The following is a 26,457-nucleotide window of genomic DNA, read 5'->3' as shown; positions in this document are numbered from 1 at the left end:
GGCAGCACCCGGCCCGGCGCCCCCGACGGCCCCGGACGGGCCGCCGATCCGCACCCGAGGAGGAGTCCGTGTCCACCGTCCTGACCCAAGGCGGCAACGCACCGCTGACCGCCGCGCGAGTGACCGTCGAGGTCACCGCGCCCAAGGCGCTGGACGTCTCCGGCCTGCTGCTGACCGATGCCGGAAAGGTCCGCTCGGACGACGACTTCGTCTTCTTCAACGCCCCGAACGGCCCCGGCGTCAGCCACCGCCCGGCCACCGCCGGCTCCCCCGACGCGATCACCGTCGACACCCGGGCCGTCCCGGCCGGCATCACCAAGATCGTGGTGACCGCGAGCCCCGCCGACCAGGTCTCCACCTTCGCCGGGATGGAGCCCACCGCCACCGTCCGCGACGCCGACACCGGCGAGGCGCTGGTCACCTTCACCCCGCCCCGGCTGGGCCTGGAGACCGCGCTCATCGTGGTCGAGGTCTACCTGCGGGGCGGCGTCTGGAAGGTGCGCGCGGTCGGCCAGGGCTACGCCGACGGCCTGGCGGGCATCGCGACCGACTTCGGCGTCACCGTCGAGGACTCCCCGGCCCCGGCCCCGGCTTCGACCCCGGTTTCGACCCCGGCGCCCGTCACCCCGACCCCGGCGCCCGTCACCCCGGTCGCGCCCGCGGTCGCGCCTCCGGTCCCGGTGGACCGGACCGTCCAGCTCCCGGCCCCGCCGGCCGCCCCGCCGATGCCGCCCGTACCGCCCGTACCGCCCGTGCCGCCGACCGCCCCGGTCGACCCGCGGATCGCGCTCGCCACCAACCAGACCTCCGCCCCGGCTCCGGCTCCGGCTCCGGCTCCGGCTCCGGCTCCGGCTCCGGCTCCGGCTCCGGCCAAGATCACCCTGGACAAGGGCCGGGTCAACCTGGTCAAGGGCAGCTCGGTCTCCCTCATCAAGAACGGCCGCCCCTTCCTCTCCTCCGTCCGGATGGCGCTCGGCTGGAAGTCCGCCGCCCGCGGCCGCGCCGTCGACCTGGACGCCTCCTGCCTGGCCTTCGACGCCCGGCACAAGCGGCTGGAGACGGTCTGGTTCATGAAGCTGAACATCTTCAACGGCGCGATCTCCCACTCCGGCGACAACCTGGTCGGCGGCGAGGGCGGCGACGACGAGGTGATCACCGTCCACCTGGAGGGCTTGCCGGCCGAGGTCCACGGGCTGGTCTTCGTGGTGAACTCCTTCTCCGGGCAGAAGTTCACCGACGTGCGCGACGCCTACTGCCGGCTGCTGGACGCCCGCACGGAGGAGGAGCTGGTCCGCTTCGACCTCACCCACTCCGAGCCCCACACCGGTGTGATGATGTGCAAGCTGGTCCGCCGCCCGGGCGGCGAGTGGGAGATGACGGCGCTCGGCGAGTACGTCGACGGCAAGACCGCGCGGGCGATGATCGAGCCCGCCGCCGCGGCGCTCTGACCCCCGGCGTCACCGCGACGCCCACGGATTCACCCCTCTGAGGCATCAAGTCGTCCACACGGCGACTCGATTGACTCTCAGGGGGGTGAACCGCACTCTCCCCCGCACCCCGAGGAGGAGAGCCGTGCCAAGCTTCCTGTCCCGCCTCGCCGTCGCCGGCACCGCCACCGTGCTCGCCGCCGGGCTGGTCACCCCGACCACCGCCCAGGCCGCCGCCCGGCCGGGCGACCGCGCCGCCGCACTGCGGTGGACGGCCCTCGGCGACTCCTACACCGCCGGGGTCATCGAGGCCACCGGCGAGGAGACGGACCCGCGCGACGGCTGCGCCCGTACCGTCGAGTCCCACCCCGAGATCGTCCGCCGCGACCTGGGCTCCCTGGTCGACCTGCGCAACGTCAGCTGCAGCGGCGCCACCACCGACGGTGTCTACGCGACCGCCCAGGCCCCGCTCGGCCGCCCGCTCCCGCCGCTCGGCACCGACCCGAACGGCCCCTACCCGGCCGTCCCGCCGCAGATCGACGCCGTCGACGCGGCCACCGACCTGGTCACCGTCGGCGTCGGCGGCAACGACCTCGGCTTCGCCGAGATCCTCAAGAGCTGCATCGAACTCGGTGCCGTCCGGCTCGGCCAGGGCACCCCCTGCAAGGACAAGTTCGACGCGAGCCTGCCCGACCGCTTCGACCGGCTGCGGAACGGCTACGACCGGATGCTGACCGCGCTGCACACCAAGGCGCCGTCCGCCAAGGTCCTCGCCGTCGGCTACCCGCACCTCGTCCCCGAGAACGCCGCGCTCTGCCAGTACGGCAACCTCCTGCAGTTCGGCACCTTCACCGCCGGCGACCTCGGCTGGACCCGCACCGCGCTCCTGGAACCGCTCAACGCGCTGATCGCCGGGAGCGCCGCCGCCCACGGCGACACCTTCGTGGACCTCTACCCCGCCAGCGCCGGCCACAGCGTCTGCGACGCCGACCGCTGGCTGGACGGCGTGCTGACCAGCGTCCTTCCCCTTGAATACGCCGTGGTGCACCCCAACGCGACCGGCCAGGCGCACACCGCCGCCCTGGTCGAGAAGGCCGTCCTCGGTGGCTGACCCGGCCGGAAAACCGTTCGCCGGCCCGCCCGTCGGGGGCCATCCTGGTCCGATGCCCATCGAGATCCGCGAGGCCGCCCCCGAGGACTGGCCGGCCGTCTGGCCGTTCTTCCACACCGTCATCGCCGCCGGCGAGACCTTCCCCTACCCGCTGGACATGGATTCCGAGCTGGGCCGGGAGTGGTGGATGCTCACCGCCCCGAACCGCACGGTGGTCGCGGTGGGCGAGGACGGGCGCGTCCTCGGCACCGCCAACATGAACCGCAACCGCCCCGGCAACGGCTCGCACGTCGCCAGCGCGAGCTACCTGGTCGACCCGGCCCACCACGGCAGGGGGATCGGGCGGGCGCTGGTCGAGTACTCCCTCGACTGGGCTCGCCGGAGCGGCTTCCGCGCCATGCAGTTCAACGCGGTCGTCGCCAACAACCACCACGCCGTGCGGCTCTACGAGTCACTCGGCTTCGCGATCGTCGGCACCGTCCCCGAGGCCTTCCACCACCCGGTGGACGGCTACGTCGGCCTGCACGTCATGCACCGGCCGCTGTAGGGCCGTCACTCCTCGATCGCCCCGCCGACCCGCCGCAGGTGCTGCCGGAAGCTGTACGCCGGGTCGGCGGCGCGCCGCTCCAGGTACTCCTCGAAGCCGGTCTGCCGGCGCAGCGTGTCCCCGGAGACGATCCGCGCGGCCTGCTCGCGCTCCGTCCGGGCGATCGCGCCGGCCGTCTCCAGCACCTGCGCGACCCGGTCGGCGGGCACGAACAGCACCCCGTCCGGGTCGGCGAACACCACGTCCTCGGCGCTCACCGGGTGCGGCCCGAACTTCGCCGTCAGCAGCGCCTGCGGCTCCCGGGCGTCCAGCCGCACCGGGCCCAGCGGCAGCGCCCCGTAACTGAACACGGGCAGCCCGATCTCCCGCAGCTCGGCGGTGTCCCGGTGCAGCCCCCACACCACGATCCCGGCCACCCCGCAGGCCCGCGCCTCCAGCACCGCGAGGTCCCCGATGCAGGCCTCGTCGGTGCGCCCGCCGTTGTCGACCACCAGCACGTCCCCGTCCCGGGCCGACCCGTACGCCTCCAGGAACACGTCCACGCTCCCGTAGTGCCGCACCGGCAGCGCCCGCCCCGCCACCCGGGCCCCGGCCGCCACCGCCGCCACCCCCGCCGGCGCCACCCGCAGCCCCACCCCGAGCCGCACACAGGCGTCCGCCACCAACGGCGTGGACAGCTCCGCGAAAGCCTTCAGCATCCCCAACTCCTCCGGTCGAAAAGCCAGTTCACCAGCAGGGGAATCCTAGGCGAGACCTCAAACTCACACCATCGAGTGAAACTCCGCCGTATACGGCACAGGCCGGCCGGGCCACGAACAGCGTGACGGCCATTTGAAGGAGGGGCATCATGAGTGCTGTGGCGCATGAGCAACCGATCACGGGCTCCCCATCGCAGGCCGACATCCTGCTGGAGAGCTTCCTGAGCCTGCACTCCCCCGAAGGCTTCCGAGCCGAGCTCATCGAGGGAGAGATCATCGTGGCACCACCGCCGGACGGCGATCACGAGGACTGCATCGACCTTCTCATCGATCAGGTGAAGGCCAAGTCCCAGGTCCACATGCAAGTGTCCGGAGGCAAGGGTCTGCGGCTTGTCAGCGGCGGTCTCTGTCCGAAGAACCACGTCATCCCGGATGCGACGTTCGCGCCGCGAGAACTCCGACTCTTCCGCGGTGCACCACCGTGGATGGAACCCGACGGCGTGGCCATGGTCGCAGAGGTCACATCGAGCAAGCCCGACCATGACCGCATCACCAAGCGACACTGCTACGCCCGCGCCGGCATCCCGCTCTACCTGCTGATCGACCGCGAAGAGTCTCAGGTGAGCCTTTTCTGCAGGCCCCACCGCGAGGAGTACACGGAGGTGCATCTCGCCGCCTTCGGCGAACCGCTCGCCGTCCCGGCCCCGTTCGAGTTCGAGTTGGACACCAAGGACTTCCTCTAGGGCCGAGGACGCGGACGGCCCGCACCCCCCGTCAGGGGTGCGGGCCGTGGCCCGGGGCGCCGGAGGTCAGCCGCGGGTGGCCATGGCGCGCAGGAAGAAGGTCAGGTTGGCGGGGCGCTCGGCGAGGCGGCGCATGAAGTAGCCGTACCACTCCTGGCCGTACGGGAGGTAGACGCGCATCGTGTTGCCCTCGCCGGCGAGGCGCAGCTGCTCCTCGGGGCGGATGCCGAACAGCATCTGGTACTCGAAGGAGTCCCGCTTGCGGCCGTTCCACTGGGCCAGCTGGCCGGCGATCTTGATCATGTTGGGGTCGTGCGAGGCGATCATCGGGTAGCCCTCGCCCGCCATCAGGACCTTCAGGGCGCGGACGTACGCGAGGTCGACCTCGTGCTTGCCCTGGAAGGCGACCGACTCGGGCTCCTTGTAGGCGCCCTTGCACAGGCGCACGCGGGAGCCGGCGCCGGAGAAGTCACGGCAGTCGGCCTCGGTGCGGCGCAGGTAGGCCTGGAGCACGACGCCCAGCCAGGGGAAGTCCGCCCGCAGCTCGCGCGCGATGGCGAGGGTGGAGTCGGTGGTGGTGTGGTCCTCCATGTCGAGGGTCACCGTGGTGCCCGCGTCGGCGGCGGCCTCGCAGATGCGGCGGGCGTTCTCCAGCGCGATCTTCTCGCCGTCCACCGGGAGGAACTGGCCGACGGCCGACAGCTTGACCGACACCTCGGCGCCGGCCGCGAGGCCGGTCTCCTTGAGGGCCTTGAGCAGGTGCTCGTAGGCGACGGCGGTGTCGGCGGCCTGGGCGGCGTCCTGGGTGTCCTCGCCGAGGTGGTCCAGGGTGACCTTGCGGCCGGTGGCGATCAGGTCGTCGGTGGCGGTGACCGCGTCGTCGAGGACGTCGCCGGCGACGAAGCGCTCGACTATCGCGTGGGTCGGGGGGAACTTCTCGACCACGGTGCGGACCTGCGGGGACCGGGAGGCCGCGAGAAGGGCGGAACGGAGCATCGTGACTCCTGGTGCTGGTGTTTCCAAGGGTGGCAGAAGGGCCGGGACGGCGGGTACGGGGGTGGGACCCCGCCGCCCCGGCGGGCGACGCCCGGCTGCGGGACCGGGCGTCGCGGGTGACCGGCGGCTACTGGGCGAGCCGTGCGATCGGTGGTGCGGGGCCGGTCAGCCCATGTGCGGGTAGCGGTAGTCCGTCGGCGGGACGAAGGTCTCCTTGACCGAGCGGGTGGAGGTCCAGCGCGCCAGGTTCTGCTTGGCGCCCGCCTTGTCGTTGGTGCCGGAGGCCCGGCCGCCGCCGAAGGGCTGCTGGCCGACGACGGCGCCGGTCGGCTTGTCGTTGATGTAGAAGTTGCCGGCCGCGAAGCGCAGCTTGTGCATCGCGTCCTGGGCCGCGGCGCGGTCCTGGGAGATGATCGAGCCGGTCAGGCCGTACGCCGACACCGACTCCATCTGGGCCAGCATCTCCTCGTACTTCTCGTCCTCGTAGACGTACACGGCGAGGATCGGGCCGAAGTACTCGTCCTTGAAGTACTCGCTCGACGGGTCCTGGCAGACCAGGACGGTCGGGCGGACGAAGTAGCCCACCGAGTCGTCGTAGGTGCCGCCGGCGAGGACCTCGACCTGCGGGTCGGCCTGGGCGCGGTCGATGGCGGCCTTGTTCTTGGCGAAGGAGCGCTCGTCGATGACGGCCGACATGAAGTTGGACAGGTCGGTGACGTCGCCCATGGTGAGGCCGTCGACCTCGGCGGCGAACTCGTCCTTGAGGCCGGCCCAGATCGACGCCGGGACGTAGGCCCGCGACAGCGCCGAGCACTTCTGGCCCTGGAACTCGAAGGCGCCGCGGGTCATCGCGGTCTTCAGGACCTTCGGGTCGGCGGACGGGTGGGCGACCAGGAAGTCCTTGCCGCCGGTCTCGCCGACGATCCGCGGGTAGGTGCGGTAGCCGGCGATGTTGTTGCCGACCTCGCGCCACAGGTGCTGGAAGGTGGCGGTGGAGCCGGTGAAGTGGATGCCGGCGAGCGCCGGGTGCTTGAGCGCGACCTCGGAGACGGCCAGGCCGTCGCCGGTCACCATGTTGATGACGCCCTTGGGCAGGCCGGCCTCCTCCAGCAGCTGCATCAGCAGGTGCGCGGAGAACTGCTGGGTCGGGGACGGCTTCCACAGCACCACGTTGCCCATCAGCGCGGGCGCGGTCGGCAGGTTGCCGGCGATCGCGGTGAAGTTGAACGGGGTGATCGCGTAGACGAAGCCCTCCAGCGGGCGGTGGTCGCTGCGGTTCCACACGCCGTCCGAGGAGATCGGCTGCTCGGCCATGATCTGGCGGGCGAAGTGCACGTTGAAGCGCAGGAAGTCGACCAGCTCGCAGGGGGTGTCGATCTCGGCCTGCTGGGCGGTCTTGGACTGGCCGAGCATGGTGGCGGCGGCCAGGGTCTCGCGCCAGGGGCCGGCCAGCAGGTCGGCGGCCTTGAGGAAGATCGCGGCGCGGGAGTCGAAGGAGAGCGCCTGCCAGGCCGGAGCGGCGGCCAGGGCAGCGTCGATGGCGTCCTGCGCGTCGGCCTGGGTGGCGTTGCGCAGGGTGCCGAGCCGAGCCGCGTGGTTGTGCGGCTGGACGACGTGGATCTCGGTGCCGCCGCCCATCCGGCGCTCACCGTTGATCGTCATGGTCAGCTGGACCGGCTCCTGGCCGCCCAGCTCCTTCAGCTTGGCCTCCAGCCGGGCCCGTTCCGGGCTCCCGGGGGCGTAGCTGTGGACCGGCTCGTTCACCGGCGCGGGGACCTGGGTCACAGCGTCCATAGAGCGCACGCTCTCCTTCGTTCAGTGCGGGGGATCGACCGGCGCGGGTTGCACACCGACCACAGCAGGAACGCTATTCCTGGCCACCGGGCCACATGATTGGCCGGGCGGCTAAATTCCCCCGTACGGCGTTGTCCGGACCGACGAATCGGGTCACGCCGCGGTCACGAACCGCTCCCGGCCGCCCCACTGTTCACACCCCCTCGCACCACCCCCGGCCCACCCCACGCCCCGGGGCTCACGCCCCCGGCTCGCTCGACCGGCTCACGCTCCGGCGCCGACCGTCCGGGCGTTCACCACCTCGGCCCCGGCCACGACCGCCTGCACCACCGGCCGCCTGAACGGTCTCCTGCTCGGCGACGAATCCGGCCTTCCGCAGCTGCTCCGACGAACCCGAACTCTGTCCGTCCGGCTAAAATCGACCACAAAACGTTGTCCGAGCGGATGAAGGAGGGCCGACGTGACCACCCCCGGCCTGCCGCTCCGTCAACTCCTGATGTCCCTCGGCGAACCGCTGGTCGAACTGCAGGCCGCCCCGCAGGGGCTGGACGTCCCGGTGCGCGACGTCGCCATCCTCGACCCGGAGGACCCCCCGACCGCCGCCCCCGGCGAACTCGTGCTCGCGATCGGCGCCCGCGGCCGCGCCGCCCTGCCCGCCCTGCGCGCGGCCGGCCGGTCCGGGGCCGCCGCCGTCGCGGTCAAGCTGGACGGCCCCGGCCAGGCCGACGCGCTGCGCGAGGCCGCCACCGACGCGGGCGTCGCCCTGCTCTCGGTGCGCCGGGAGACGCGCTGGGAACACCTCGACTCGCTGGCCCGGGCGATCATCGCCGGCCCGGACGCCCCGGACGCCACCGGCGCCCCCGAGCCCAACGCGGGCGACCTCTTCTCCCTCGCCCAGACCGTCGCCGTGCTCACCAACGGCATCGTCTCGATCGAGGACACCTCGAGCCGGGTGCTCGCCTACTCCCGCTCCTCAGACTCCGACGAGGTCGACGACCTGCGCCGACTGTCCATCCTCGGCTGGCAGGGCCCCGAGCCGTACCTGTCCAAGCTCCGCGAGTGGGGCATCTTCCAGCACCTGCGCAGCTCGGACGCCCCGATCGCGGTCGAGCCGCACCCCGAGCTGGGCCTGCGCCGCCGCCTCGCGGTCGGCATCCGGGCCGGGGCGCAGCCGCTCGGCACCATCTGGGTCCAGGAGGGCTCCCGGTCGCTGGCCCCGCTGGCCGAGCAGGCCCTGGTCGGCGCCGCCCGGGTCGCGGCCGCCCAGCTGGTGCGCCGCCGCCGGGAGCTGTCCGCCGACGTCCGGCTCACCCAGACCCTGCTGACCGGTCTGCTGGAGGGCTCCACCGGCCCCCAGTCGCTCGCCACCCACCTCGGGCTGGACCTGCGCCGCCCGGCCACCGTGCTGGCCTACAGCGCGCACACCACCGACGCGCTGCACCGCTCCGACGTCACCGGCCTGATCTCGGTGCACACCGCCGCCCGGCACCGCACCGCGCTGCTCGCCCCGATCGACTCCCGGGTGTACGTACTGCTGCCCGAGCTGCCCCCAGGGCTGCCGATGACCACCGTGCGCGACTGGGCCTCCGAGGTGGTGACCGCCGCCCGTGAACACCTGGGGGTCCCGCTGCGCGCCGCGATCGGCTCGACCGTCGACGGCCTGGCCCAGGTCCCCGACTCCCGGGCCCAGGCGGACCGCATCCTCGACGCGATGGGCCGCGGCGGAGTGGACCTCGACGTCGCGGCGCTGATCGACGTCCAGGCGGAGGTGCTGGTCAGCGAGATGCTCGCGCTGCTCCAGGAGCGCACCGGCCTGCGCGACCCACGACTGACCGCGCTCACCGAGTACGACCGCCGGCACGGCACCCGGCTCGCCGAGTCCGTACTGGCCTGGCTGGACGCGCTCGGCGAGGTGCGGGTGGCCGCGGACGCCCTGCACATCCACCCCAACACCCTGCGCTACCGGGTGCGCCGCGCCGAACAGTTGACCGGCATCGACCTCGCCCAGCCGCAGCAGCGCCTGCTGGCGATGCTGCAACTGCGACTGCCCGCGGACGAGTAGTCCGCGGGCAGTCCGCCGGTCCGCCGGTTCCGTCGGTCAGCCGGTTCCGCCGGTTCCGTCGGTCAGCCGGTTCCGTCGGTCACGCCTGGCCGCTCATCACTCGCCGTAGCCCTGGCCCCGCTTGTGCTCGTTCAGCCGGCGCCACGGGCCGCTGATGGCCAGCTGGATGCCCGGGGTCTGGATGTTGGCGAACAGGGTCTTGCCGTCGTCCGAGAAGGTCACCCCGGTGAACTCGCTGAACTCGGGCTTCTCGGCGGTGCCGATGTTCAGCTCGTTGCGGGCGATCGGGAAGACCAGGCCGTCCTCGGTGGCGCCGAACAGGTGCGAGACGCCCTCGCCGTCCTCGGCGATCACGATGCCGCCGTACGGCGAGACGGTGATGTTGTCCGGGCCGTCGAAGTTGTCGTGGTCGCCCCAGACATCGCTGTTGACGCCCAGCAGCACCTTCAGGGTGATGGTGCGGCGGTTCGGGTTGTAGAACCAGACCTGGCCGTCGTGCTGGAGCGGGCTCTCCGAACGGGCGTAGCTGGAGACGAAGTAGAAGCCGCCGTCACCCCACCACATGCCCTCCAGCTTGCGGGCGCGGGTGACCTCGCCGTCCTTGAACTGCTTGCGCACCGAGACGGTCTTGGCGTCGCGGTCCTGGACCTTGACCCAGTCCACGCCGTAGGTGGTGCCGACCTTGGTGGCGCGGGAGAGGTCGTCGATGAACTTGCCCTGCGCGTCGAAGACCTTGAAGGCCTCCAGCACGCCGGCGTCGTCGGCGAGCTTGCGCAGCTTGTAGCGGCCGTGCTTGAAGCCGGCCGGCGGGGTCCAGCGGAACAGCAGGCCGTTCGGGTTCGAGGCGTCCTCGGTCAGGTAGACGTGGCCCTTCTTCGGGTCCACCACGACGGCCTCGTGCGCGTAGCGGCCGAAGGCCTTCACCGGCTGCGGGTCACGGTTGTAGTCGTCGTCGAACGGGTCGACCTCGAAGACGTACCCGTGGTCCTTGGTGAAGCCGTTCTTGCCGGCCTTGTCCTCGGTCTCCTCGCCGGACAGCCAGGTGCCCCACGGGGTCACGCCACCGGCGCAGTTGGTGGCGGTGCCGGCGATGCCGACCCACTGCTCGACCGAGCCGTCCCGCTTGGCGTGCACGACGGTGCAGCCGCCGGCCGCGCCCGGGTCGTAGACGTGGCCCTCGATCAGCGGCACCGGGTGCGGCCAGTTGGCGCGGGCACCGGCCAGCTCGTGGTTGACGACCATCAGGTTGCCGCCGTGCTCGTCCTCGAAGGCGGAGGTGCCGTCGTGGTTGCTCGGGGTGAACTCGCCGGTGCGCAGCTTGGTGACGCCGGCCCGGTTGAGGACCTTGTACGAGAAGCCCTTCGGCAGGGAGAGCAGGCCGGCCGGGTCCTGGACCAGCGGGCCGTAGCCGACGGCGGTGCCGGAGGCCGAGTTGCTCCCGGCGGCCGCGGCGACCGGCGCCTCGCCGCCGACCGGGGCGGCGATCGCGCCCGGGGCGCTGGCCAGCGCCTCGGCGCTGCCGGCGATCAGCACGCCGGCCCCGACGAGGGTGGAACGGTTGACGAAGTCCCGGCGGGACAGCGACATGGCAGCAACTCCTGAGATGAGCGGGGGCGTCGGTGCGGGATGCCGACGCCCAGCAGGCTCCGCCGGACGGGTGAACCCGACATGACTCCCACCTCACACCCAGGCGACCATTTGCCGACCGATGACCGTCACATGACCTCGGCTTTACACATGTCCCCGTCAGACAGCCAGGCCCGTAACGCCGCGGACCCACCCGGCCGCACCCGCCCGGCACCCCGTCAGCGCCGCGCCGCCCGCCACTGCTCCCAGGCCGACAGCCACAGCTGCTCGGCCAGCCGCTGCTCCTCCCAGACCCCCGCCCCGCCGCCGCCCGGCCGCTCCCGCCACAGCTGCGCCCACGCCCGCTGCGCCGGCAGGCTCGCCACCTCGCTCGCGAACACCGTGTACCGGATGACCTCCTCGACGGCCGCCTCGCCCTCCGCCGTGCCGACGAGCCAATGCGTCTGCTGGGACAGCCGGTTGAGGTGGTTCACCATCGAGGTCACCGCCGCCACGGCCTCCTCCCGGGTCTCGGTGGCCAACCGCATCTGCTGGCGCACCGCCGCCTCCCAGCGCACCGCGCCGACCTCCCCGCGCAGCCCGCGCGGCAGCCTCGGCGTGCGCCCGACCCGCACCTGTGCCTCGATCGCGGCGGACTCGGCGACGCTCTGCTCGATCAGCGCCCGGTGCGCCTCCATCCCGACCGCTGGCGGCAGTTCGCGCTCCTCGACCGGAACGTGGCGGGCCCGCCGGGCGGCCAGGTCGCGCAGCAGCTCGGTGCGGCCGCGCAGGCAGCGCTCGAAGTCGCCGATCGAACGGAGCTCCAACGCTCCGGGGGCCACCCCGCGCCCGCACACCGTGACGGTCAGCCCGCCGACCCGCAGCCGCCCCGCCCACACCGGCTCCGGCCCGGCCGCCCCCGGGGCGCCGGGCTCCGGCACCGGCCGGTCCTCGTGCACCTCCACCGCGCAGGGCTCGCCGTCCACCGTGATCCACGCGCGCAACGCCCGCACCCGGCCCGGCCCGTCGCCCTCGTCGACACCCAACTGCTCGTAGACGCGGTCCCGTTCGTCCTCGACCAGGTCCTCCAGCTCGGGCAGCTGCTCACCCCGGTCGGCGCCGGGCCGGTAGGTGCGCACGGTCACGTACGGGCCGGCCGCCGAACGCCAGTCACCGCACTGGACCTCGACCCAGCACAGCTCGCCGCCGGAGGTCTCGAAGGCGGCCAGCGCCTCACCGGTCGACGTCCCGTCCACCGGCGTCCCGTCCGCCGGCGTCCCGTCCGCCGGTGTCCTGTCCACCGGTGTCCTGTCCACCGGCGTCCCGCCGGCCACGCCGTACACCGGGAAGTCGGCCGCCGCCAGGGTCCTGCGGGAGAACTCCTCCTGAACGGCGAACCGGTCGGCGGGCTGATCCCCGGGCTGATCCGCGGACCGCCCGGCCGGCCGGTCCGGTGCCCGGCCCGCGGGCCCACCGGCGAAACGGTCCTCCCGGACCGGCCGGTCCGGAGCCGGGGCGGCCCCCGGGGAGCCGGTGTTCCGCTTCTGGTACCCGCCGCCGCTCTCCCGCACCATCCTGTGTCGCACCCCCGAGTCCTCGCGCCCGCACCGCTGACGCCACCTTACGTGGCCGCAGCTGCCGGGTCATCAGCTCCGCCTCCGGACCCGGGTGGTGGCCGTGTCAGGAGGCCGGTTGTCAGCCGCCCTCCCTAACCTGGGCGGCATGACAGCACAGAACGACGCAGCACAGGACCGGACCGGACCGGACACCTTCCCCGCCCGGATCAGCATCGTCACCCTCGGGGTGACCGACCTCGACCGCAGCGCCCGCTTCTACGAGGCGCTCGGCTGGAAGCGCTCCGCCGCCTCCAGCCCGGAGATCGTGTGGTTCCGCACCGCCGACTCCGCGCTCGGCCTCTTCCCCACCGAGGAGCTGGCCGCCGACGCGGGCGTGCCCGCCACCGGCGAGCCCTCCTTCCGCGGCGTCACCCTCGCGGTGAACCTGGAGTCCCCCGCGCTGGTGGACGCCGCGCTGCGGACGGCGGTGGAGGCCGGCGCCGTGGTGGTCAAGCCACCGGTCCCGACCGACTGGGGCGGCTACTCCGGCTACTTCGAGGACCCGGACGGCCATCTCTGGGAGCTGGCCCACAACCCGTTCTTCCCCTTCACCGAGGACGGCTCACTGGACCTTCCCTGAGCGGGGCCCTCGGAGCACACCGTGGGGCCCGGCTCCCGGAGCACACCGTGAGGCCTCAGTTCCTGGAGCGCGCCTTGAAGGCCGCCTTGCGCGCCTCCTTGGCCAGCGCCCGGTCCGGGTGCAGCTCCCCGATGGCCTCCAGGACGTCCGCCGTGTACGGGTGGTCGACCCGCCACAGCTCGCCGAACCACCCGGCCGGATCGCCGTTCACCGGCAGGTCGGTGATCAGTTCGCGCAGCAGCTCGGCGTCCCCGCCGTTGTCCAGCAGCTGGGCGGCGAAGGTGTCGACCACCGTCCACAGCGCCATCGCCCGGTCCGGCACCGGCACGTCCGTCGCCCCCTGCGCGGTCAGCCAGGCCCGTGCCGCACCGCCCAGCTCCGGGTCGTCCATGACCTCCCGGACGGCCGGCGCCGCGTCCGGCCCGAGCAGGTTGAGCGCCGAGACGCAGAGCATCCGGCGCAGCGGGCCGTAGCCGTCGGTGCCGCGCGCCGCCGCGAGCAGTTCGCGCGCCGCCGCCACCGGCTCGCGGTCGGCGGTCCACACCCGCAGCTCCTCCTCGGGGAGCACGTTGGCCGACTCGCACACCCCGCGAAGCAGCTCGGCCGCGTCCCCCTTGGCGAGGTCGCCGACCAGCGGCGCGTCGTAGCCGTCCTCCAGCAGCCACTGCCGGATGCCGTACTGGCCGAGCGGGGTGAGCCGGACCAGCCCGAACCGGGCCGACTCCTCCTCGTCCAGCGGCTCCTCGCCGACCACGGCGGGCTCCTCGCCGTCCTCCTCGTCGAACAGCTCGGGGTCGATCGGGCGGTACTCCAGCAGGCCGAGCTCGGCGAGGTCGCCCAGCATCGGGTCCAATGCGACCATCACGTCGGTGATGTCGCCGAGCAGCTCCTCGCTCGGCTCCTCGCCCTCCGGGACCACCAGCAGCGCGGCCAGCACGCCCAGCGGCACGGTCTCGTTGCCCGGCTCGGCGAAGGCGGTGGTCTCGTAGAGCACCTGCAGGGCCTCGTCCAGCAGTTCGGCGGCCTCGTCGCGGGCCTCCTCGACCTCGGAGAGCCCGTCCTCGTCCTCCTCGACCTCCCCGGCGGGCTCGGCCGGCTCGCCCTCGGCCTCCTCCGGGACGGAGTCCGCCTCGACGGCCAGCTCCCGGACGATCCCGGCGGCGGTCAGCCACAGCTCCAGGACGGTCTCCGGGTCGCCCTGCTCGGCGGGCTCCAGGTCCGGGCCGGGGACGGCGACGTGCTCGCCCTCCGCGGTCGTGCCGAGCTCCACCAGGTCCAGGTCGCAGGCCAGCGACCAGGCCCGCAGCGCCTCGACCTCGGCCTCCTCGGGCACCTCGCCCTCGGCAGGGGCCAGGCCCAGCAGCCGGGCCGCGGGCGCGCGGTCCTCCTCGACCAGGTCCCCGAACTCGTCCACCGCCCGGTGCGGGGCGGCCCAGCGGGCCAGCGCCAGCGCGTACCCGAACATCGGTACGGCCTTCGCCTGCTCGGCCAGTTCGCGCTCGGCGGGCAGCTTCACCGGCGGGACCAGGACGGCCGCGTCGTCCAGGTCCTCGTCGTCCAGCCCGTGCGCGGCGAACGCCCCGTAGAGGTCCTGCAGCTCCAGGTCGGCCGGCAGCACGGCCTCGGTGCTGCCCTCCCCCGCCGAAGCTCCCGCGTTCTTCCGACGTCGTCCGGCCATCGTCCTGTGCTCTCCCTCAGCCAGCGGTCAGCTCGAACCAGCTCCGCGTACCCGATCTACCACCTCAGCGTATAGGCCGGGCACCCCCGATGCCCGGCCCCAAGGGGCGCATCCAGGGGCGCGCGCCGTGGGCGTACGCCTACCCTTTATCCTTCGGTCTGGTACCGCGCACACCCCGCGCGTGCCACCGGGGCAACGAAGCCCACCGCCCTCCACCCGACCCCGGGCCGGAGGGGCCCTCTTCAGCTCACCCCGCCCCACCAGGGAGCCCTCACCCGCGGCCACCACCACAGCGCCTCCGGACGGGCACACCGGCACACCCCGCCGACCCCGGTGGTGCCCGGCCACAGGAGACCCCTGCCATGGCGGACCTCTCCCCCGCCGGCTCCGGCCTGCGCACCGCGCAGCTCGACGGACGCCGACTGTCGGAGGCCCTGCTTCCCCTGGAGCTCGCGCCCCGCGCCCAGCTCCGGCTCGCCGCGATCAGCCGCTGGAACGCGCTGCGCGGCGTCCGCGTCGGCCTGGTGGCCGCCGCCCTGCTGCTGATGCTGATCGGCGCCAACCTCGCGACCCCGATCTACTCACTGCTCCAGCAGCGGCTGCACCTCACCGCGCTCGACACCACCATCCTCTTCGCGATCTACGTCTTCGCACTGGTCCCGGTGCTGGCCGTGGTCGGCCACTGGTCCGACCACCTCGGCCGACGCGCCCTGATCCTGCCCGCGGTCGCGCTGGCCGCCGCGGGCGACGTCGTGTTCGCCACCTCCGGCAGCTTCTGGCAGCTCGCCGCCGGCCGCGCGGTCCAGGGCATCGCCGTCGGCCTGTCCACCGGCGCCGCCGGAGCCGCCCTCGGCGACCTGCTGCCCGACCACCCGGCCCTGGCCCCCAAGATCACGCTGGCCTGTTCCGCAGGCGGCGTCGCCCTCGGCCCGGTGGTCGGCGCCCTGCTGGCCGGCGGCTCCGACCCGCTGCTGACGCCCTTCCTGCTGCACGCCATCGCCCTGCTCGCACTCTGCGTGCCGCTCGCCCTGGTGCACCCCCGGATGCCCGGCCGCAACCGCCCGCCGGCGTCGCCGCCCCGCATCACCACCCCGGCCCACCTGCGCCCGCAGCGCCTGCGGCTGCCGCGCACCGGCCGCCGCGAGTTCCTGCTCGCCGCCACGGCCGGATTCATCTCCTACGCGGTGTTCGGCGTCTACCTCAGCCTGGCCCCGGCCTTCGCCGCCAAGCTGCTGCACACCGACTCCAAGCTGGTCGGCGCCGTGGTCGCCGCCCTCCTGCTCGCTTCCTCGGCCGCCACCCAGCTGATCGTCCCGCCCACCACCGACCGCGTGGTCACCGCCCTCGGCATGACCGGCCTGGCCGCCGGCCTGGGCCTGGTCGTCGCCGCCCAGTACACCGGGACCCCCGCGCTGCTCTTCATCGGCAGCGTCCTCGGCGGCATCTGCCAGGGCGTGGCCTTCCGCTCCCTGTTCACCACCGCCGTCACCGCGATGAACCCGGAACGCCGCGGCTCCGAACTGAGCTCCCTCTGGATCATCGTCTACCTCGGCAGCTCCGCCCCCATCATCGCCGTCGGCGCCCTGGTCCAGGCCTACGGCCTCCTCCCCGCCGTCAGCGGCTTCGCCGCCATCGCCGCCCTCGCCTGCACCGCCCTGGCCCTCGCCGTGGCCCGCAAGCCCACGGCGGCCTGACCCCCAACGCACAACACCGCTGCCCGGGACTCCTTCGGAAGTCCCGGGCAGCAGCGTTTCCGCGCCTCACCATCTGCCCCCGCCCGCTTCGCCCGCCGCCGGGTGACACCCGCGCATCATCTGCTCCGTTGAGCAAGTTCACCGCCGTTCCCCACCATCCACCCCCCCCACCCGCCTGCCGGCGGGCGCCCGCCCCCGCCCTCGTTTCGGGTCCCCGAGCGCGCGGCGCGATCCGGTGTTACAGAGACGCGAGTTCGGCAGCTCGCTGAGCGAGTTCGGGGGCGCCGGGGATTCCGCGCCTGCTGTAGACGGCCATCGTTGAACGCACCGTTTTCAGCTCCTTCTGGTTTCGGTCGGATGCCACGCCGTCCATGAGGTCCAGGCACTGGTTCCAGAGGATCACGGCTTCCTCGTGGCGGTGTTGGGCGGCGACAGACTTGGCGAGGTTCGCGATGGTCAGGCCGCGAACCCGCTGGTAGGTCCCCGGGACGCGGTCTTCCAGCGCCGCACGGTAGTGCCGTTCGGCTGCTCGGTGGTCCTTCATCTCGGTCAGGGTCTTGCCGGTGTGCGATGCCACGGTGGCCGCGACCGGGCCGGAGGCTGCGGCGTAGGAGGGGACGCCGTCATCGCCGGTGAGCATGGCGCCCTCGGCGGCCAGGAGCGCTCCGGCGGCTTCCTTGGTCTGGCCGCTCGCTCCGTACGCCCGGGCGGCGGTCACCAGCAGGAGCGCCTCCGTCTTGCGATCGACCTTCCCCTGGGCCCGTGACAGCGCGGCCTCGGCCAGTTCGACGCAGTGTGTGGTCTGGTTCAGGTCGAGGGACTGGTGGGTGAGGGCTCGCATCATCCAGGCCCCGTGGCCTGCGGGGTCGGACTCGCAGGCGAGCTGGTAGGCGAGGAGGTAGAACCGCTGGGCGGCGCCCTCGCGGCCGAGGTCGTGGCACTTCCATCCGACCAGGGTCGCCAGCTCGGAAGCCGCCCCGTACGCACTCCGCCGGACCTCCTCCGACGGGAACGTGGCCTGGAGCATCGGCACGACGGCATCCACCAGGTAGGACGACACGGTGGACAGCCCGTAGCCGCCGCCCAGCTTCTCGTCGGCGGTCCTGAACATCTCGGTGAGCTGTCGGACGGTGGAAACCTCTTCGGCTCCGGCCCTACGCCCACCCTTCGCGGTGCGCAGGGTGGCGGCGACGGCCTGGTGGTCGTAGGTGATCGCGAGCCCGACGGTGGCGGTGGAGAAGGCGAGGGCGAGGAGGTCGCGGCGGTGGAACATGACAAGTCTCCCGAGGTCGGCAGCGGTTGCCAGAGGGTCAGGAGGCATGGCCTCCCCGATGGCCGGGCAGCCTAGACCGATCTCGGCGGTCGTCACCTGGCGCTTCGCCACTCTGGCCAGGGCCTCGGCGAGGTAGGTCGAGGTTCTGCCGGTCGGGATACCGCCCCGGACCCAGGAAAGCACGGCCGACCGCGAGGTGTGCAGGGTCTCGCCGGCCTCCGCCGCAACGCCGCGGACCGCCTTGGCCAAGGCTTCGTACGTACACCCGGCTTCCGAGATGACGGCCGCCAGTTGTTGATTCGGCTGCTTACGTCCAGTCAATTCACACCCCCACGGCTGATCTTGAACAGATTGAACAGGCCGACCAGGCCATCACCGTACCGCCCGATCGTGTCCGGCTGTTCACTGACTGTACAAACCCGCACCTCAGAGAAGGTTGATGCCTCATGGCCGACGTGTATCGCGACCCGCGCCTTCGCGAACTGATGGGGGCCAGCGTGCTGGTCACCGGAGGCGGTGGCCTGGTCGGCAGCCGCATCGTCGCCCAGCTCGCCGCCTGCGGAGCCACGCCGATCGTCCTGGACCGGTTCGACGCCTACCCGCACCCGGTGCGGGACCTGTTCCAGGTGGACCAGCACGGCGCCCAGGTCGTCCTCGGCGACGTGCGCGAGCGGGCCACCGTGAAGTGGCTCACCGGCCGCGCGGACTACGTGATCCACGCCGCCGCGTACGCCGATGTCGCCGCCTGCACCCGCCGGCCCGACACCGCGTTCGCCGCCAACGTACACGGCACCCAGACCGTCCTGGACGCGGTGGCGGCCTCGCCGGTGAAGCGGCTGGTGTTCGTCTCCTCCGCCTCCGTCTACGGCGACGGCACCCCCACCGAGGACGGCGCGGTGCGGTTCAGCGAGGACCAGCCGCTGACCCCGATCTCGGTGTACGCCAACACCAAGGTGTGGGGTGAGCACCAGGTGCGGCTGATGCTCGGCGGCAGCGGCAGCGAGTACTCGATCGTCCGGTACTTCTCGGTCTACGGCGGCCCGCAGGTCCCCAAGCCCGGCTCGCACTCCTGGATGGTGCCCTGGCTGACCCTGTCCGCCCACACCGGCCGGCCGATGCGGCTCAACGGCGGCGGCCACCAGGTCCGCGACATGGTCCACGTCGAGGACGTCGCGCACGCCACCATCCTCGCCCTCGTCACCGACCAGGCCGCCGGAGCGACCATCAACATCGGCACCGGCATCCCCACCTCGGTGCGGCGGATCGCCGAGCTGATCGCCGCCTACTACCCCGACGCCGCGTTCGTCGAGACACCGATGCCCGAGGGCGACCCGCGCGGAGGCTACGCCGATACCCGCCGGTCCACCGGCCTGCTCGGCTGGCGTCCCCTTATCACCCTCACCGAGGGCGTCGACCGCTACGTGCGCTGGCTCAACACCACGCCGGGCGCCGTCCCGGACTGGTTCACCGCCCCGACCGCCGCCGCCTCGGCCGCCTGAACGAAGGGAACCATCCCATGCGCGTCGTGCTGCTCGGCGGAGCCGGATACATCGGCTCCGCCGCCTCCCACCACCTCGTCTCGCTCGGCCACCACGTCACCGTCGTGGACGGCCTGATCTACAACCGCAGGGACGACCCCGGTCGGCTCCTGCCCGGCGCCGCCACGTTCGTCAACGGGGACCTGCGTGACACCGACCTGCTGGCTGGGGTCTGCGACGGCGCGGACGCCGTCGTGCACCTCGGCGGCATCGTGGGTGAGCCGGCCTGCCGGCTGGACGAGGAGCTGGCCGTCGAGCTGAACTTCGCCGCCCCGATGATCGCCGCCGAGGCCGCCGCCGGTGCGGGCGCCAGCCAGTACGTGTTCTTCTCCTCGTGCAGCGTCTACGGCCGGCACGAGGGCACGGTGGACGAGGACACCGAGCCGAACCCGCTGGGCATCTACGCCCGGACCAAGGTCCTCGCCGAACGGCGCCTGCCCGACGTGCTCGCGGGCATCACCGCCTTGACGAGCCTGCGGCTGGCGACCGTCCACGGCTCCTCGCCCCGCCAGCGTCTGGACTCCGTGGTCAACTCCATGGCCTCGCGCGCTGTCGCCACCGGGCGCATCCCGCTCAACGGCGGCGCCCAGCGCCGCCCGCTCGTCCACGTCGGCGACGTCGCCCAGGTGCTCGCCGCCGTCCTGAACGACAACCTGACCGGGGCGTGGAACGTCGGCAGCGATCAGGAGAATCACACCATCGCCGACATCGCCGAGACCGTGGCCGCCATCGTGCCCGGCTCGAAGATCCAGCGCGGGCCGGAGCGCGACGAAGCCGACGCCCGCGACTACCGGGTGAGCTTCGCCCACCTCCAGCGCCGCATCCCCGGGGCATGCTCGACCACCCTCAAGGAGGGTGTGCAGGAGATAGCCGATCTCCTCGCGACCCGCCAGGTCACCGACCCAGGCGAGCCGCAGTACGACAACCACCGGGGCCTGGTGGACGCCTTCACCACCGGCAAGGTGCGGGTTCTGCGCACCCCTGCGTGCCAGCGCTACCTGGCCGAGTACACCACCGTATGGAGGCAGCCGTGACCACCGTCACCCCGTTCCTGCCGTGGAATCGGCCCTTGCTCGGACAGGAGGAAGAAGCCGAGGTTATGCACACCCTGCGCTCGGGTTGGCTCACCCACGGCCCGAAAGCCAGCCGGTTCGAGGAAGCGGTGAAGTCCGAGCTCGGCGTCGAGGACGCGTTCGCGGTCTCCTCGTGCACCGCCGCGCTGCACCTGGCCCTGCTGACGGCCGGGATTAAGCCGGGCGACGAGGTGATCACCCCGAGCCTGACCTTCTGCGCGGCCCCGAACGCCATCGTCCAGTGCGGCGGCACCCCGGTGTTCGCCGAGGTCGATCCGGTGACCTTCACCATCGATCCCGAGGCGGCCGAGCAGGCGATCACCTCCAGGACGAAGGCCGTCGTGGTCATGCACTACGGCGGCCAGCCCTGCGACCTGGCGGCCTTCCGCAAGCTGGCCGATGACCACGGCCTGGTCCTGATCGAGGATGCCGCCCACGCCCTGCACGCCTGGCGCGACGGTCTGCGGGCGGGCAGCGTCGGCGACCTGGCGGTCTTCTCCTTCTACGCCAACAAGGTCATCACCTGCGGCGAAGGCGGGATGATCGTCGGCCGCGCCGACCTCGTCCAGGCCGCCCGTCTGCTTGGCCGGCACGGGATCGACTCCTCCGTGTGGCAGCGGCACGGCGAGCGCCGCACTGCCGACTACGAGGTCACTGTTGCGGGGCTGAAGTACACGATGCCGGACATCACGGCCGCGGTCGGACTCCAACAGTTCCACAAGCTGCCCGACTTCACCGCGCGCCGGGCCCAGATCGCCGCCTCCTACGACCGGTCCCTGACCGGTCTTCCGGGGCTGCGGCTGCCGACCGTCCTGGACGGGGTCCGGCACGGCTGGTTCCTCTACCCCGTGCTGATCGACCCGGTTGGCGGCCGGACCCGGGACACGGTGGCCGGCATGCTCCTGGACGGCTACGGGGTGGGCACCAGCGTGCACTTCAAGCCGGTGCACCGCCTCGCCGCGTACCGCTACCTGGACTGCCACCTGCCCGTCACCGAGCAGATCACCACCCGACAGCTCTCCCTGCCCTGCTACCCGGCCATGACCAGCACGGACGTGCAGCGCGTCATCGACGCCCTCCATGCCATCTGGGCCTGATCAGGCGTGCTGGGCCGACCGTTCAGAACACCGGCGGCCGGCCCAGCTTCGCCATCCGCCACACCGTGCTCCACCGCATCGGCCGACGCGGCGGGCACGACACCCGAACGCCCTCGAAGAAACCGGACCACCACGCCTTGAGACCGGCCAGCGGCGGCCGGCGAACCACTGTGTAGGCCGCCCAGGAGGTGAGGTAGATCGGCACCAGGACGGCGGGCAGGTGGCGCTTGGCCAGCCACACCCGGTTGCGGGCCGTCATCCGGTAATAGGTTGCGTGACGGGCCGGATCGGTGCGGGGGTGCTGGAGCACCAGGTCGGCGCGGTAGTCGATGCGCCAGCCCGCGTCCAGCGCGCGCCAGGCGAAGTCGGTCTCCTCGTGCGCGTAGAAGAACGGAGCGGGGAAGTCGCCGACCTGGTCGATCACGCTCATGCGGATGGCGTGGCCGCCGCCGAGGAAGGTGGTGACCTTCCCGGACAGCATCGGGTCGGATGCGCCGAGGCGGGGGACGTGCCGGCGCTGGGTGAACCCGGTCTCATCCGCGATCCGGAAGCCGGCAATGCCCAGCTTCGGGTCCTGCTCGAAGGCCTCCCGGATCAGCCGGAACGTGTCGGTGCGGGGCAGCAGCCCGTCGTCGTCCAGGACGACCAGCACGTCCGTGCCGCCCAGCTCGCGCAGCCGCTCGACACCCGCGTTGCGGCCACCGGGGATGCCGAGGTTCTCCGGCAGCTCCACCGCGTCCACCCACTGCGGCAGCTCGGGCAGCTTCACGCCCTGCCCGAGCACGACGGTCCGAACGCCGCTGTCGCCGCCGTCCTGGGCCCGTACCGACTCCAGCAGCGCCGTCAGCTCCGCAGGCCGGTTTCCCATCGTCAGCACCACCACGCCCAGTGTGACGCCCATCGCACCCGACCCCAACTCAGAGGAACTCTTCATGATCTCGCTGACACCCCGGCCAGGCGGCGAACCGTCGCTGCGCGAGCTGGCCGGCTCCGGCAGACGGCCGGACCACCAGGCGATGGACCGGCCGACATTGGACTGGATCGCCCGCCACCGGCCCGCTGGCGCGGGTGTCCGAGTCACCATGCCACACCGGCCGCTGCTGCTGGTACCGAACGCCTCCTGGTTCGCCCGCAGGGAGACGGCCGCCTCGATCCACGGCGTCCGCCACGGTGCCCGGGTCGCCGTGCTCGTGCAGCTGCTCGCCGCCGACCACGGCCTCCCGTCGGACCGGGGGCTGGCGCTCGCAGCTGCGGCGGCCTGCCACGACTGCCGGAGGCTCAACGACCGCGACGATCCCGGCCACGGTCAGCGCGCCGCCGACTGGCTCACCGAGTACATCGCCGACGTGGAGGCGGTATTCGGGACGGCGGCCACAACGGAGGCGATCACCGCGGTCGCCCTCCACGACGTCCCGCACCACACCTTCACCGGCAACCAGGCACGCGGCTACCGGCAGCACCAGGTGGCGGTGGACCTCCTCAAGGCAGCTGACGCGCTCGACCGCTACCGGCTTCCGCTGGCCCGCTGGTGGCCCGACCTCAACCGCCTACGCCTGCAGGTTCCCGCCGGGGCCCCGGTCCTCGCCCACGGCCTGGTCGTGGGCAGCGAGCAGGCCCACCTCGACGGCGCGACCGACACCCAGGCCCTGGAGGGCGCCCTCCAGGCCGTGATGCCCGAGTAGGAGAAGCCCCGTGCACACCGAGTGGGACCTCGCGCACACCGACTACAGCACACCTCCCGACCGACCACTGCCAGCCGGACTCGCCGACTCCGAGTCCGACTGGCACCAGCGCCTCGAACAGTCGCCCAACGGGCACCTGCTGCGCGAGGACGCCAATGCCATGCTCGCCTCGCTCACCGCCGGCGGCCCGGTCTACCTACTGCACCTGACCCGTTCCCTGGACGCCATCCGCTCCAGCGGCCACCTGCTCGCCTCCACCGGCTGCCTGATCGGGGCCGTCTACGGCTCGCCCCTCACCCCGCTGCCCGGCGGCGCGCTGCGGCCCCACAACCTCGGCTCCTACCTACTGGACACCCGCCACGGCCTGGCCAGCCGCCGCGACAGCACACCCCTGGTCATCCAAGTCACCCCCGGTTGCCCGGCACCGGCCAAGGGCCTGAACTACCTGCGGCTCGGCGGCATCCATCTGCGGACCTACCAGGCGGGCCGGCATGTCCTCACCGCAGCCGAGGACGACCAGGTGCTGCGGTCCGTCGTGGACCGGGTGTGCGTCGCAGCCCCGTTCCTCGACAAGCTCCTGCACAACGCCAGTGGTGGCACGACGCCGGAAGAGTCGTTCATCGACGCCCTCGCCGCCACGGTCCCCGTCTTCCCCTATCTCGGGTACCTCTACTTCGAGACCGTCGCCGAATACCTGATGCTCCACTCCACCAGCCGGGCCACCCGGGAGTACGCGGACCGCGGGGAGATGAACAACCGGCTCTACAAGGAACTCGCCTTCTCCGCCGTGGACAGCATGGGCACTCTCTTCGACCTCGGGCGGTTCTACCCGGACCACGCCCGGCTCCTCGATCTCGTCGGAGGCATCGAGCCCAACCTGGCGACGTCGGCCGCCGACTACGTCCGCCGGCGCATGTCCCATCTGTTCGCCACCACGTCCCTGACACCCCGCCAGGACATCCGGGACTTCACGTTCCACGCGGCGGACCTGGGCGCGATGGCCGAGACGGCACCACACCTCCTCGGCCAGCTGATCTTCCGGGAGATCCGGCTCCTCGACCGCTACCCGCAGCTCTACCACTGCTTCGAGCAGGCCAAGGCCATGCAGGCGTGGGCCTACTGGAACAGGGAGGGCATCTCGACGCCGTTCAACGGCGTCAGCCCCAAGGGAGAGATCGGCATCAACCCGGCCTACCCCAACGCCCGGTTCACCGTCTGGACAGCGGAGTCATGCAAGCAGGCGCTTCTCCGACCGGTTGAGCAGATCGCCGCTGTTCCAGCCCCGCGGCTCGTGCCGTGGCTGGTTGCTCCCTTTCGGGACCGGACGGAGGAGGAACGGTGGTCGAAGCGCCGCGTGGCCCCGACGTGATCGGACGGCACCAGTTGATCGTGCTTCGCGGCAACTCCTACGCGGTCAAGTGACGCCACCCGAGCCCGCACCAGCCGGTGCGGGCCCGACCCCTACCCTGCCACCCGCGCCGACCAACTCGCCGACCCCGACGCCGTCCACCTCGGTCAAGCCACGAGCTCGACCAAGGCCTACACCGCCCTCGGGCTGCCCCTGTGTCCTCCGGCTGCGGCTCGACCCCCGCGAGGGCTACATCGCCCCCACCGAACTGCTGCCCCGCGACGGCTCCACCGAGGACCAGCCCCAACCGTCCACCGTCGTGTTCTGGCTCGGCCACTGGCCACGCGGCGTCCTGGCTTCGCTGATCTGGCACCGGCCCGAGCAAGCTGTTCCGCTGCCCGTGATGGTGGCAGCGCCGAGTCCGATCCCATTCATGTAGGAGAACTTCCATGGCTGCTGCGCCGCTGCGTAGCCCCCGTCCGGTCACGCCTCGACTGCCTGACGGCCCGACCTTCGACCAGGAGCTGTGCGGGCTCGTGCTCGACACCGCACCCCGTCTGTTCGCCGTTGTCCAGGTGTGTGGCAAGGGACTGCCGGACGCCGACGGGTGGGTCGTCGCCTGGGGGTTCGCCGACCACAGCGGACGAGCGCACGTCATCAGCATCGACGAGCAGGCGCGAATGACCCTCGCATCTCCGCAGAGGGCCCTGCGCCACTTCGCAGGGCGACCGGGGACCATTGCACGGCTGGTCTGGCTCGCACAGCCAAGCGCAGCCGCCATGGACCAAGCCGAAGCCACCTGACCTTGCGTCCAACGCTGGGGCCGCCCCGAGGACATCGCCTTCCTGGCCGACCCCAGCGCATCCGCACGGAATGCCACAAACGTCTCACATAGCGTCAATTGCCGTGGTACGTTTCGTAGTCCAACCGAAAACAGGTGACCCCGGCAGCGCGCCAACGCTCCGGGGTCCGGCAACAGGAGCCAGAACTCCCGATGCGTGTCCATCGTAGCGCCCACGTGCGCAACTTCACCGTGCTGCCCAACGCCCTACTCCAGTACCGGCGGTTGAGCTACACCGCCCGAGGCCTGCTCGCGGATCTGCTCTCCCGACCCGACGGCTGGCGTGAGGACGGTCGGCACATGGCCGACAGCAGCCCCCAGGGGCGCGGAGCCATCCGCAAAGCTCTGAAGGAGCTGACCGAGGCGGGCTACTACCGGGTCGAGACGATCCGTCTGCCCGACGGCACGATCATCACCGAGAACCACGTCTACGACACTCCGCAGCTCGCACCACCGGGTACCACCCGTCCGGCGCCCGGTGAAGCGGCAACCGGTCGTGCTGACAGCTCTGTTGTAAAGAACGGGCGCCAAGAACCCTCCCTCCCCGCGAGCCCGGCCGACGAAGGCGACCGGGAAGAAGGGGAGGTGCCGCCCGACAGCGAACCGTTCCGCGAAGCGGTGGCCACCCTGTTCCGCGTACTCCGCCCCGAACCCCGGCTACGCCTGGGCGAGGCCGAAGCCCGGGAGCTGGCGCCCTTGGTGGCGCAGTGGCTGGCGCGCGGCTGCACCGTAGCCGAACTGACTCAAGCCCTGCTGCCGGGCCTGCCCGTCCCGATGCACTCAGCAGCCGCCCTGCTCCGCTACCGGCTGGAACACAAGCTGCCACCGCCCCACCCCCGGGAACACCCCCCGGCCGCCCGCTACTCCGAGTGCGCCAAGTGCCACGACCCCGTGCCACGACCGGGCATCTGCCGCCCGTGCGCCGGCCTGACAATCCGAACACTCGCGGTCGGCCAGGGGGCGGACGTGGCAGCCAAAGGTGCCGCCCGAGTCCGAACCGCTCTACGCTCCTCGATGGCCGGCAGTCGACCCGCACACATCGCCGCCTGAGACAGGCTGCCTGCCCCACCGGCCCCGACAGGTACGTCCCCCT

Annotated in this window: 22 protein-coding genes; 14 read left to right on the top strand and 8 right to left on the bottom strand. The window is 72.3% G+C overall.

Annotation, left to right across the window (positions count from 1 at the left end; translation table 11 throughout):
* Positions 1–80 precede the first annotated feature (80 nt).
* The 3 genes from ACWDBB_RS11520 to ACWDBB_RS11510 all read left to right on the top strand — a co-directional run bounded on the left by ACWDBB_RS11520 (position 81) and on the right by ACWDBB_RS11510 (position 3,085).
* The gene (locus ACWDBB_RS11520) at positions 81–1,448 is read left to right on the top strand and encodes a TerD family protein (RefSeq protein ID WP_449789423.1); all 1,368 of its coding nucleotides are present in this window, start codon (positions 81–83) and stop codon (positions 1,446–1,448) included.
* Between the two features lie 124 nt (positions 1,449–1,572).
* Complete coding sequence (locus tag ACWDBB_RS11515; RefSeq protein ID WP_449789369.1) at positions 1,573–2,538, top strand: SGNH/GDSL hydrolase family protein; 966 nt, start codon at positions 1,573–1,575, stop codon at positions 2,536–2,538.
* A 58-nt stretch (positions 2,539–2,596) separates the two neighbouring features.
* Positions 2,597–3,085, top strand: a complete 489-nt coding sequence (locus tag ACWDBB_RS11510; protein WP_449789422.1) for an N-acetyltransferase family protein — start codon at positions 2,597–2,599, stop codon at positions 3,083–3,085.
* 5 nt (positions 3,086–3,090) lie between these two features.
* Here ACWDBB_RS11510 and ACWDBB_RS11505 read toward each other — a convergent pair whose 3' ends face one another.
* Complete coding sequence (locus ACWDBB_RS11505; RefSeq protein ID WP_449789368.1) at positions 3,091–3,783, bottom strand: RraA family protein; 693 nt, start codon at positions 3,781–3,783, stop codon at positions 3,091–3,093.
* A gap of 149 nt (positions 3,784–3,932) precedes the next feature.
* Between ACWDBB_RS11505 and ACWDBB_RS11500 the strand changes: the two genes are divergently transcribed.
* Positions 3,933–4,526 carry a Uma2 family endonuclease gene (locus ACWDBB_RS11500; protein ID WP_449789367.1) on the top strand — a complete coding sequence of 198 codons (594 nt, stop codon included), beginning with the start codon at positions 3,933–3,935 and terminating at the stop codon, positions 4,524–4,526.
* Positions 4,527–4,592: 66 nt separating this feature from the next.
* Here the strand turns inward: ACWDBB_RS11500 and ACWDBB_RS11495 are convergent, their stop codons facing one another.
* Together ACWDBB_RS11495 and pruA are read right to left on the bottom strand one after the other, a co-directional pair.
* Positions 4,593–5,522 carry a proline dehydrogenase family protein gene (locus ACWDBB_RS11495; RefSeq protein WP_402405613.1) on the bottom strand — a complete coding sequence of 310 codons (930 nt, stop codon included), beginning with the start codon at positions 5,520–5,522 and terminating at the stop codon, positions 4,593–4,595.
* Between the two features lie 165 nt (positions 5,523–5,687).
* A complete protein-coding gene (gene pruA, locus ACWDBB_RS11490; RefSeq protein ID WP_449789366.1) occupies positions 5,688–7,316 on the bottom strand; it encodes an L-glutamate gamma-semialdehyde dehydrogenase in 1,629 nt (542 codons plus the stop codon).
* A 460-nt stretch (positions 7,317–7,776) separates the two neighbouring features.
* Here pruA and ACWDBB_RS11485 point away from each other — a divergent pair, with 460 nt between their 5' ends.
* On the top strand, positions 7,777–9,378 hold the full coding sequence (locus ACWDBB_RS11485; RefSeq protein WP_449789365.1) for a PucR family transcriptional regulator: 1,602 nt from the start codon (positions 7,777–7,779) through the stop codon (positions 9,376–9,378).
* 96 nt (positions 9,379–9,474) lie between these two features.
* On the opposite strand, the gene ACWDBB_RS11480 is transcribed toward ACWDBB_RS11485, so the two are convergent.
* Positions 9,475–10,965, bottom strand: coding sequence for an alkaline phosphatase PhoX (locus ACWDBB_RS11480; protein WP_449789364.1), 1,491 nt, complete (start codon positions 10,963–10,965; stop codon positions 9,475–9,477).
* Between the two features lie 218 nt (positions 10,966–11,183).
* The gene (locus ACWDBB_RS11475) at positions 11,184–12,530 is read right to left on the bottom strand and encodes a hypothetical protein (protein WP_449789363.1); all 1,347 of its coding nucleotides are present in this window, start codon (positions 12,528–12,530) and stop codon (positions 11,184–11,186) included.
* A 136-nt stretch (positions 12,531–12,666) separates the two neighbouring features.
* On the opposite strand from ACWDBB_RS11475, the gene ACWDBB_RS11470 reads away from it, so the two are divergent.
* A complete protein-coding gene (locus tag ACWDBB_RS11470; protein WP_449789362.1) occupies positions 12,667–13,140 on the top strand; it encodes a VOC family protein in 474 nt (157 codons plus the stop codon).
* Between the two features lie 55 nt (positions 13,141–13,195).
* Here ACWDBB_RS11470 and ACWDBB_RS11465 read toward each other — a convergent pair whose 3' ends face one another.
* Positions 13,196–14,818: a hypothetical protein gene (locus ACWDBB_RS11465; protein WP_449789361.1), complete on the bottom strand. Its 1,623-nt coding sequence runs from the start codon at positions 14,816–14,818 to the stop codon at positions 13,196–13,198.
* 362 nt (positions 14,819–15,180) lie between these two features.
* Between ACWDBB_RS11465 and ACWDBB_RS11460 the strand changes: the two genes are divergently transcribed.
* On the top strand, positions 15,181–16,512 hold the full coding sequence (locus ACWDBB_RS11460) for an MFS transporter (RefSeq protein WP_449789360.1): 1,332 nt from the start codon (positions 15,181–15,183) through the stop codon (positions 16,510–16,512).
* 238 nt (positions 16,513–16,750) lie between these two features.
* Here the strand turns inward: ACWDBB_RS11460 and ACWDBB_RS11455 are convergent, their stop codons facing one another.
* On the bottom strand, positions 16,751–18,106 hold the full coding sequence (locus ACWDBB_RS11455; RefSeq protein ID WP_449789359.1) for a tetratricopeptide repeat protein: 1,356 nt from the start codon (positions 18,104–18,106) through the stop codon (positions 16,751–16,753).
* A 125-nt stretch (positions 18,107–18,231) separates the two neighbouring features.
* Here ACWDBB_RS11455 and ACWDBB_RS11450 point away from each other — a divergent pair, with 125 nt between their 5' ends.
* From ACWDBB_RS11450 to ACWDBB_RS11440, 3 genes are read left to right on the top strand one after another with little or no spacing between them, the layout of a single operon-like run.
* Positions 18,232–19,284: an NAD-dependent epimerase/dehydratase family protein gene (locus ACWDBB_RS11450; protein WP_449789358.1), complete on the top strand. Its 1,053-nt coding sequence runs from the start codon at positions 18,232–18,234 to the stop codon at positions 19,282–19,284.
* A 17-nt stretch (positions 19,285–19,301) separates the two neighbouring features.
* Positions 19,302–20,357, top strand: coding sequence for an NAD-dependent epimerase/dehydratase family protein (locus ACWDBB_RS11445; RefSeq protein ID WP_449789357.1), 1,056 nt, complete (start codon positions 19,302–19,304; stop codon positions 20,355–20,357).
* The gene (locus tag ACWDBB_RS11440; protein WP_449789356.1) at positions 20,354–21,493 is read left to right on the top strand and encodes a DegT/DnrJ/EryC1/StrS family aminotransferase; all 1,140 of its coding nucleotides are present in this window, start codon (positions 20,354–20,356) and stop codon (positions 21,491–21,493) included. Before ACWDBB_RS11445 ends, ACWDBB_RS11440 begins: the two co-directional genes overlap by 4 nt.
* Positions 21,494–21,515: 22 nt before the next feature.
* Here the strand turns inward: ACWDBB_RS11440 and ACWDBB_RS11435 are convergent, their stop codons facing one another.
* On the bottom strand, positions 21,516–22,427 hold the full coding sequence (locus ACWDBB_RS11435) for a glycosyltransferase family 2 protein (RefSeq protein WP_449789355.1): 912 nt from the start codon (positions 22,425–22,427) through the stop codon (positions 21,516–21,518).
* Between ACWDBB_RS11435 and ACWDBB_RS11430 the strand changes: the two genes are divergently transcribed.
* The 4 genes from ACWDBB_RS11430 (at position 22,426) to ACWDBB_RS11415 (ending at position 26,414) form a co-directional block, all read left to right on the top strand.
* Complete coding sequence (locus tag ACWDBB_RS11430; protein ID WP_449789354.1) at positions 22,426–23,175, top strand: hypothetical protein; 750 nt, start codon at positions 22,426–22,428, stop codon at positions 23,173–23,175. The genes ACWDBB_RS11435 and ACWDBB_RS11430 overlap by 2 nt on opposite strands.
* Positions 23,176–23,185: 10 nt before the next feature.
* Positions 23,186–24,544: a hypothetical protein gene (locus ACWDBB_RS11425; protein ID WP_449789353.1), complete on the top strand. Its 1,359-nt coding sequence runs from the start codon at positions 23,186–23,188 to the stop codon at positions 24,542–24,544.
* A 428-nt stretch (positions 24,545–24,972) separates the two neighbouring features.
* Positions 24,973–25,326 (top strand): hypothetical protein, encoded by a 354-nt coding sequence (locus ACWDBB_RS11420; RefSeq protein WP_449789352.1) that lies wholly within the window; start codon positions 24,973–24,975, stop codon positions 25,324–25,326.
* Positions 25,327–25,541: 215 nt separating this feature from the next.
* Positions 25,542–26,414, top strand: a complete 873-nt coding sequence (locus ACWDBB_RS11415) for a hypothetical protein (RefSeq protein ID WP_449789351.1) — start codon at positions 25,542–25,544, stop codon at positions 26,412–26,414.
* The last annotated feature ends 43 nt before the right edge of the window (positions 26,415–26,457 follow it).

It is taken from the genome of Kitasatospora sp. NPDC001095 (genome assembly GCF_053598615.1).
Note: the sequence above shows the minus strand (reverse complement) of the source record. Positions and strands in the feature narration are given on the sequence as shown.

What these genes read in the sequence shown, in the direction of transcription:
- ACWDBB_RS11505 (WP_449789368.1), bottom strand. Translation starts at nt 3,783, where the DNA reads ATGCTGAAGGCTTTCGCGGAGCTGTCCACGCCGTTGGTGGCGGACGCC.
- ACWDBB_RS11500 (WP_449789367.1), top strand. Translation starts at nt 3,933, where the DNA reads ATGAGTGCTGTGGCGCATGAGCAACCGATCACGGGCTCCCCATCGCAG.
- ACWDBB_RS11495 (WP_402405613.1), bottom strand. Translation starts at nt 5,522, where the DNA reads ATGCTCCGTTCCGCCCTTCTCGCGGCCTCCCGGTCCCCGCAGGTCCGC.
- pruA (WP_449789366.1), bottom strand. Translation starts at nt 7,316, where the DNA reads ATGGACGCTGTGACCCAGGTCCCCGCGCCGGTGAACGAGCCGGTCCAC.
- ACWDBB_RS11480 (WP_449789364.1), bottom strand. Translation starts at nt 10,965, where the DNA reads ATGTCGCTGTCCCGCCGGGACTTCGTCAACCGTTCCACCCTCGTCGGG.
- ACWDBB_RS11470 (WP_449789362.1), top strand. Translation starts at nt 12,667, where the DNA reads ATGACAGCACAGAACGACGCAGCACAGGACCGGACCGGACCGGACACC.
- ACWDBB_RS11465 (WP_449789361.1), bottom strand. Translation starts at nt 14,818, where the DNA reads ATGGCCGGACGACGTCGGAAGAACGCGGGAGCTTCGGCGGGGGAGGGC.
- ACWDBB_RS11460 (WP_449789360.1), top strand. Translation starts at nt 15,181, where the DNA reads ATGGCGGACCTCTCCCCCGCCGGCTCCGGCCTGCGCACCGCGCAGCTC.
- ACWDBB_RS11450 (WP_449789358.1), top strand. Translation starts at nt 18,232, where the DNA reads ATGGCCGACGTGTATCGCGACCCGCGCCTTCGCGAACTGATGGGGGCC.
- ACWDBB_RS11445 (WP_449789357.1), top strand. Translation starts at nt 19,302, where the DNA reads ATGCGCGTCGTGCTGCTCGGCGGAGCCGGATACATCGGCTCCGCCGCC.
- ACWDBB_RS11430 (WP_449789354.1), top strand. Translation starts at nt 22,426, where the DNA reads ATGATCTCGCTGACACCCCGGCCAGGCGGCGAACCGTCGCTGCGCGAG.
- ACWDBB_RS11435 (WP_449789355.1), bottom strand. Translation starts at nt 22,427, where the DNA reads ATGAAGAGTTCCTCTGAGTTGGGGTCGGGTGCGATGGGCGTCACACTG.
- ACWDBB_RS11420 (WP_449789352.1), top strand. Translation starts at nt 24,973, where the DNA reads ATGGCTGCTGCGCCGCTGCGTAGCCCCCGTCCGGTCACGCCTCGACTG.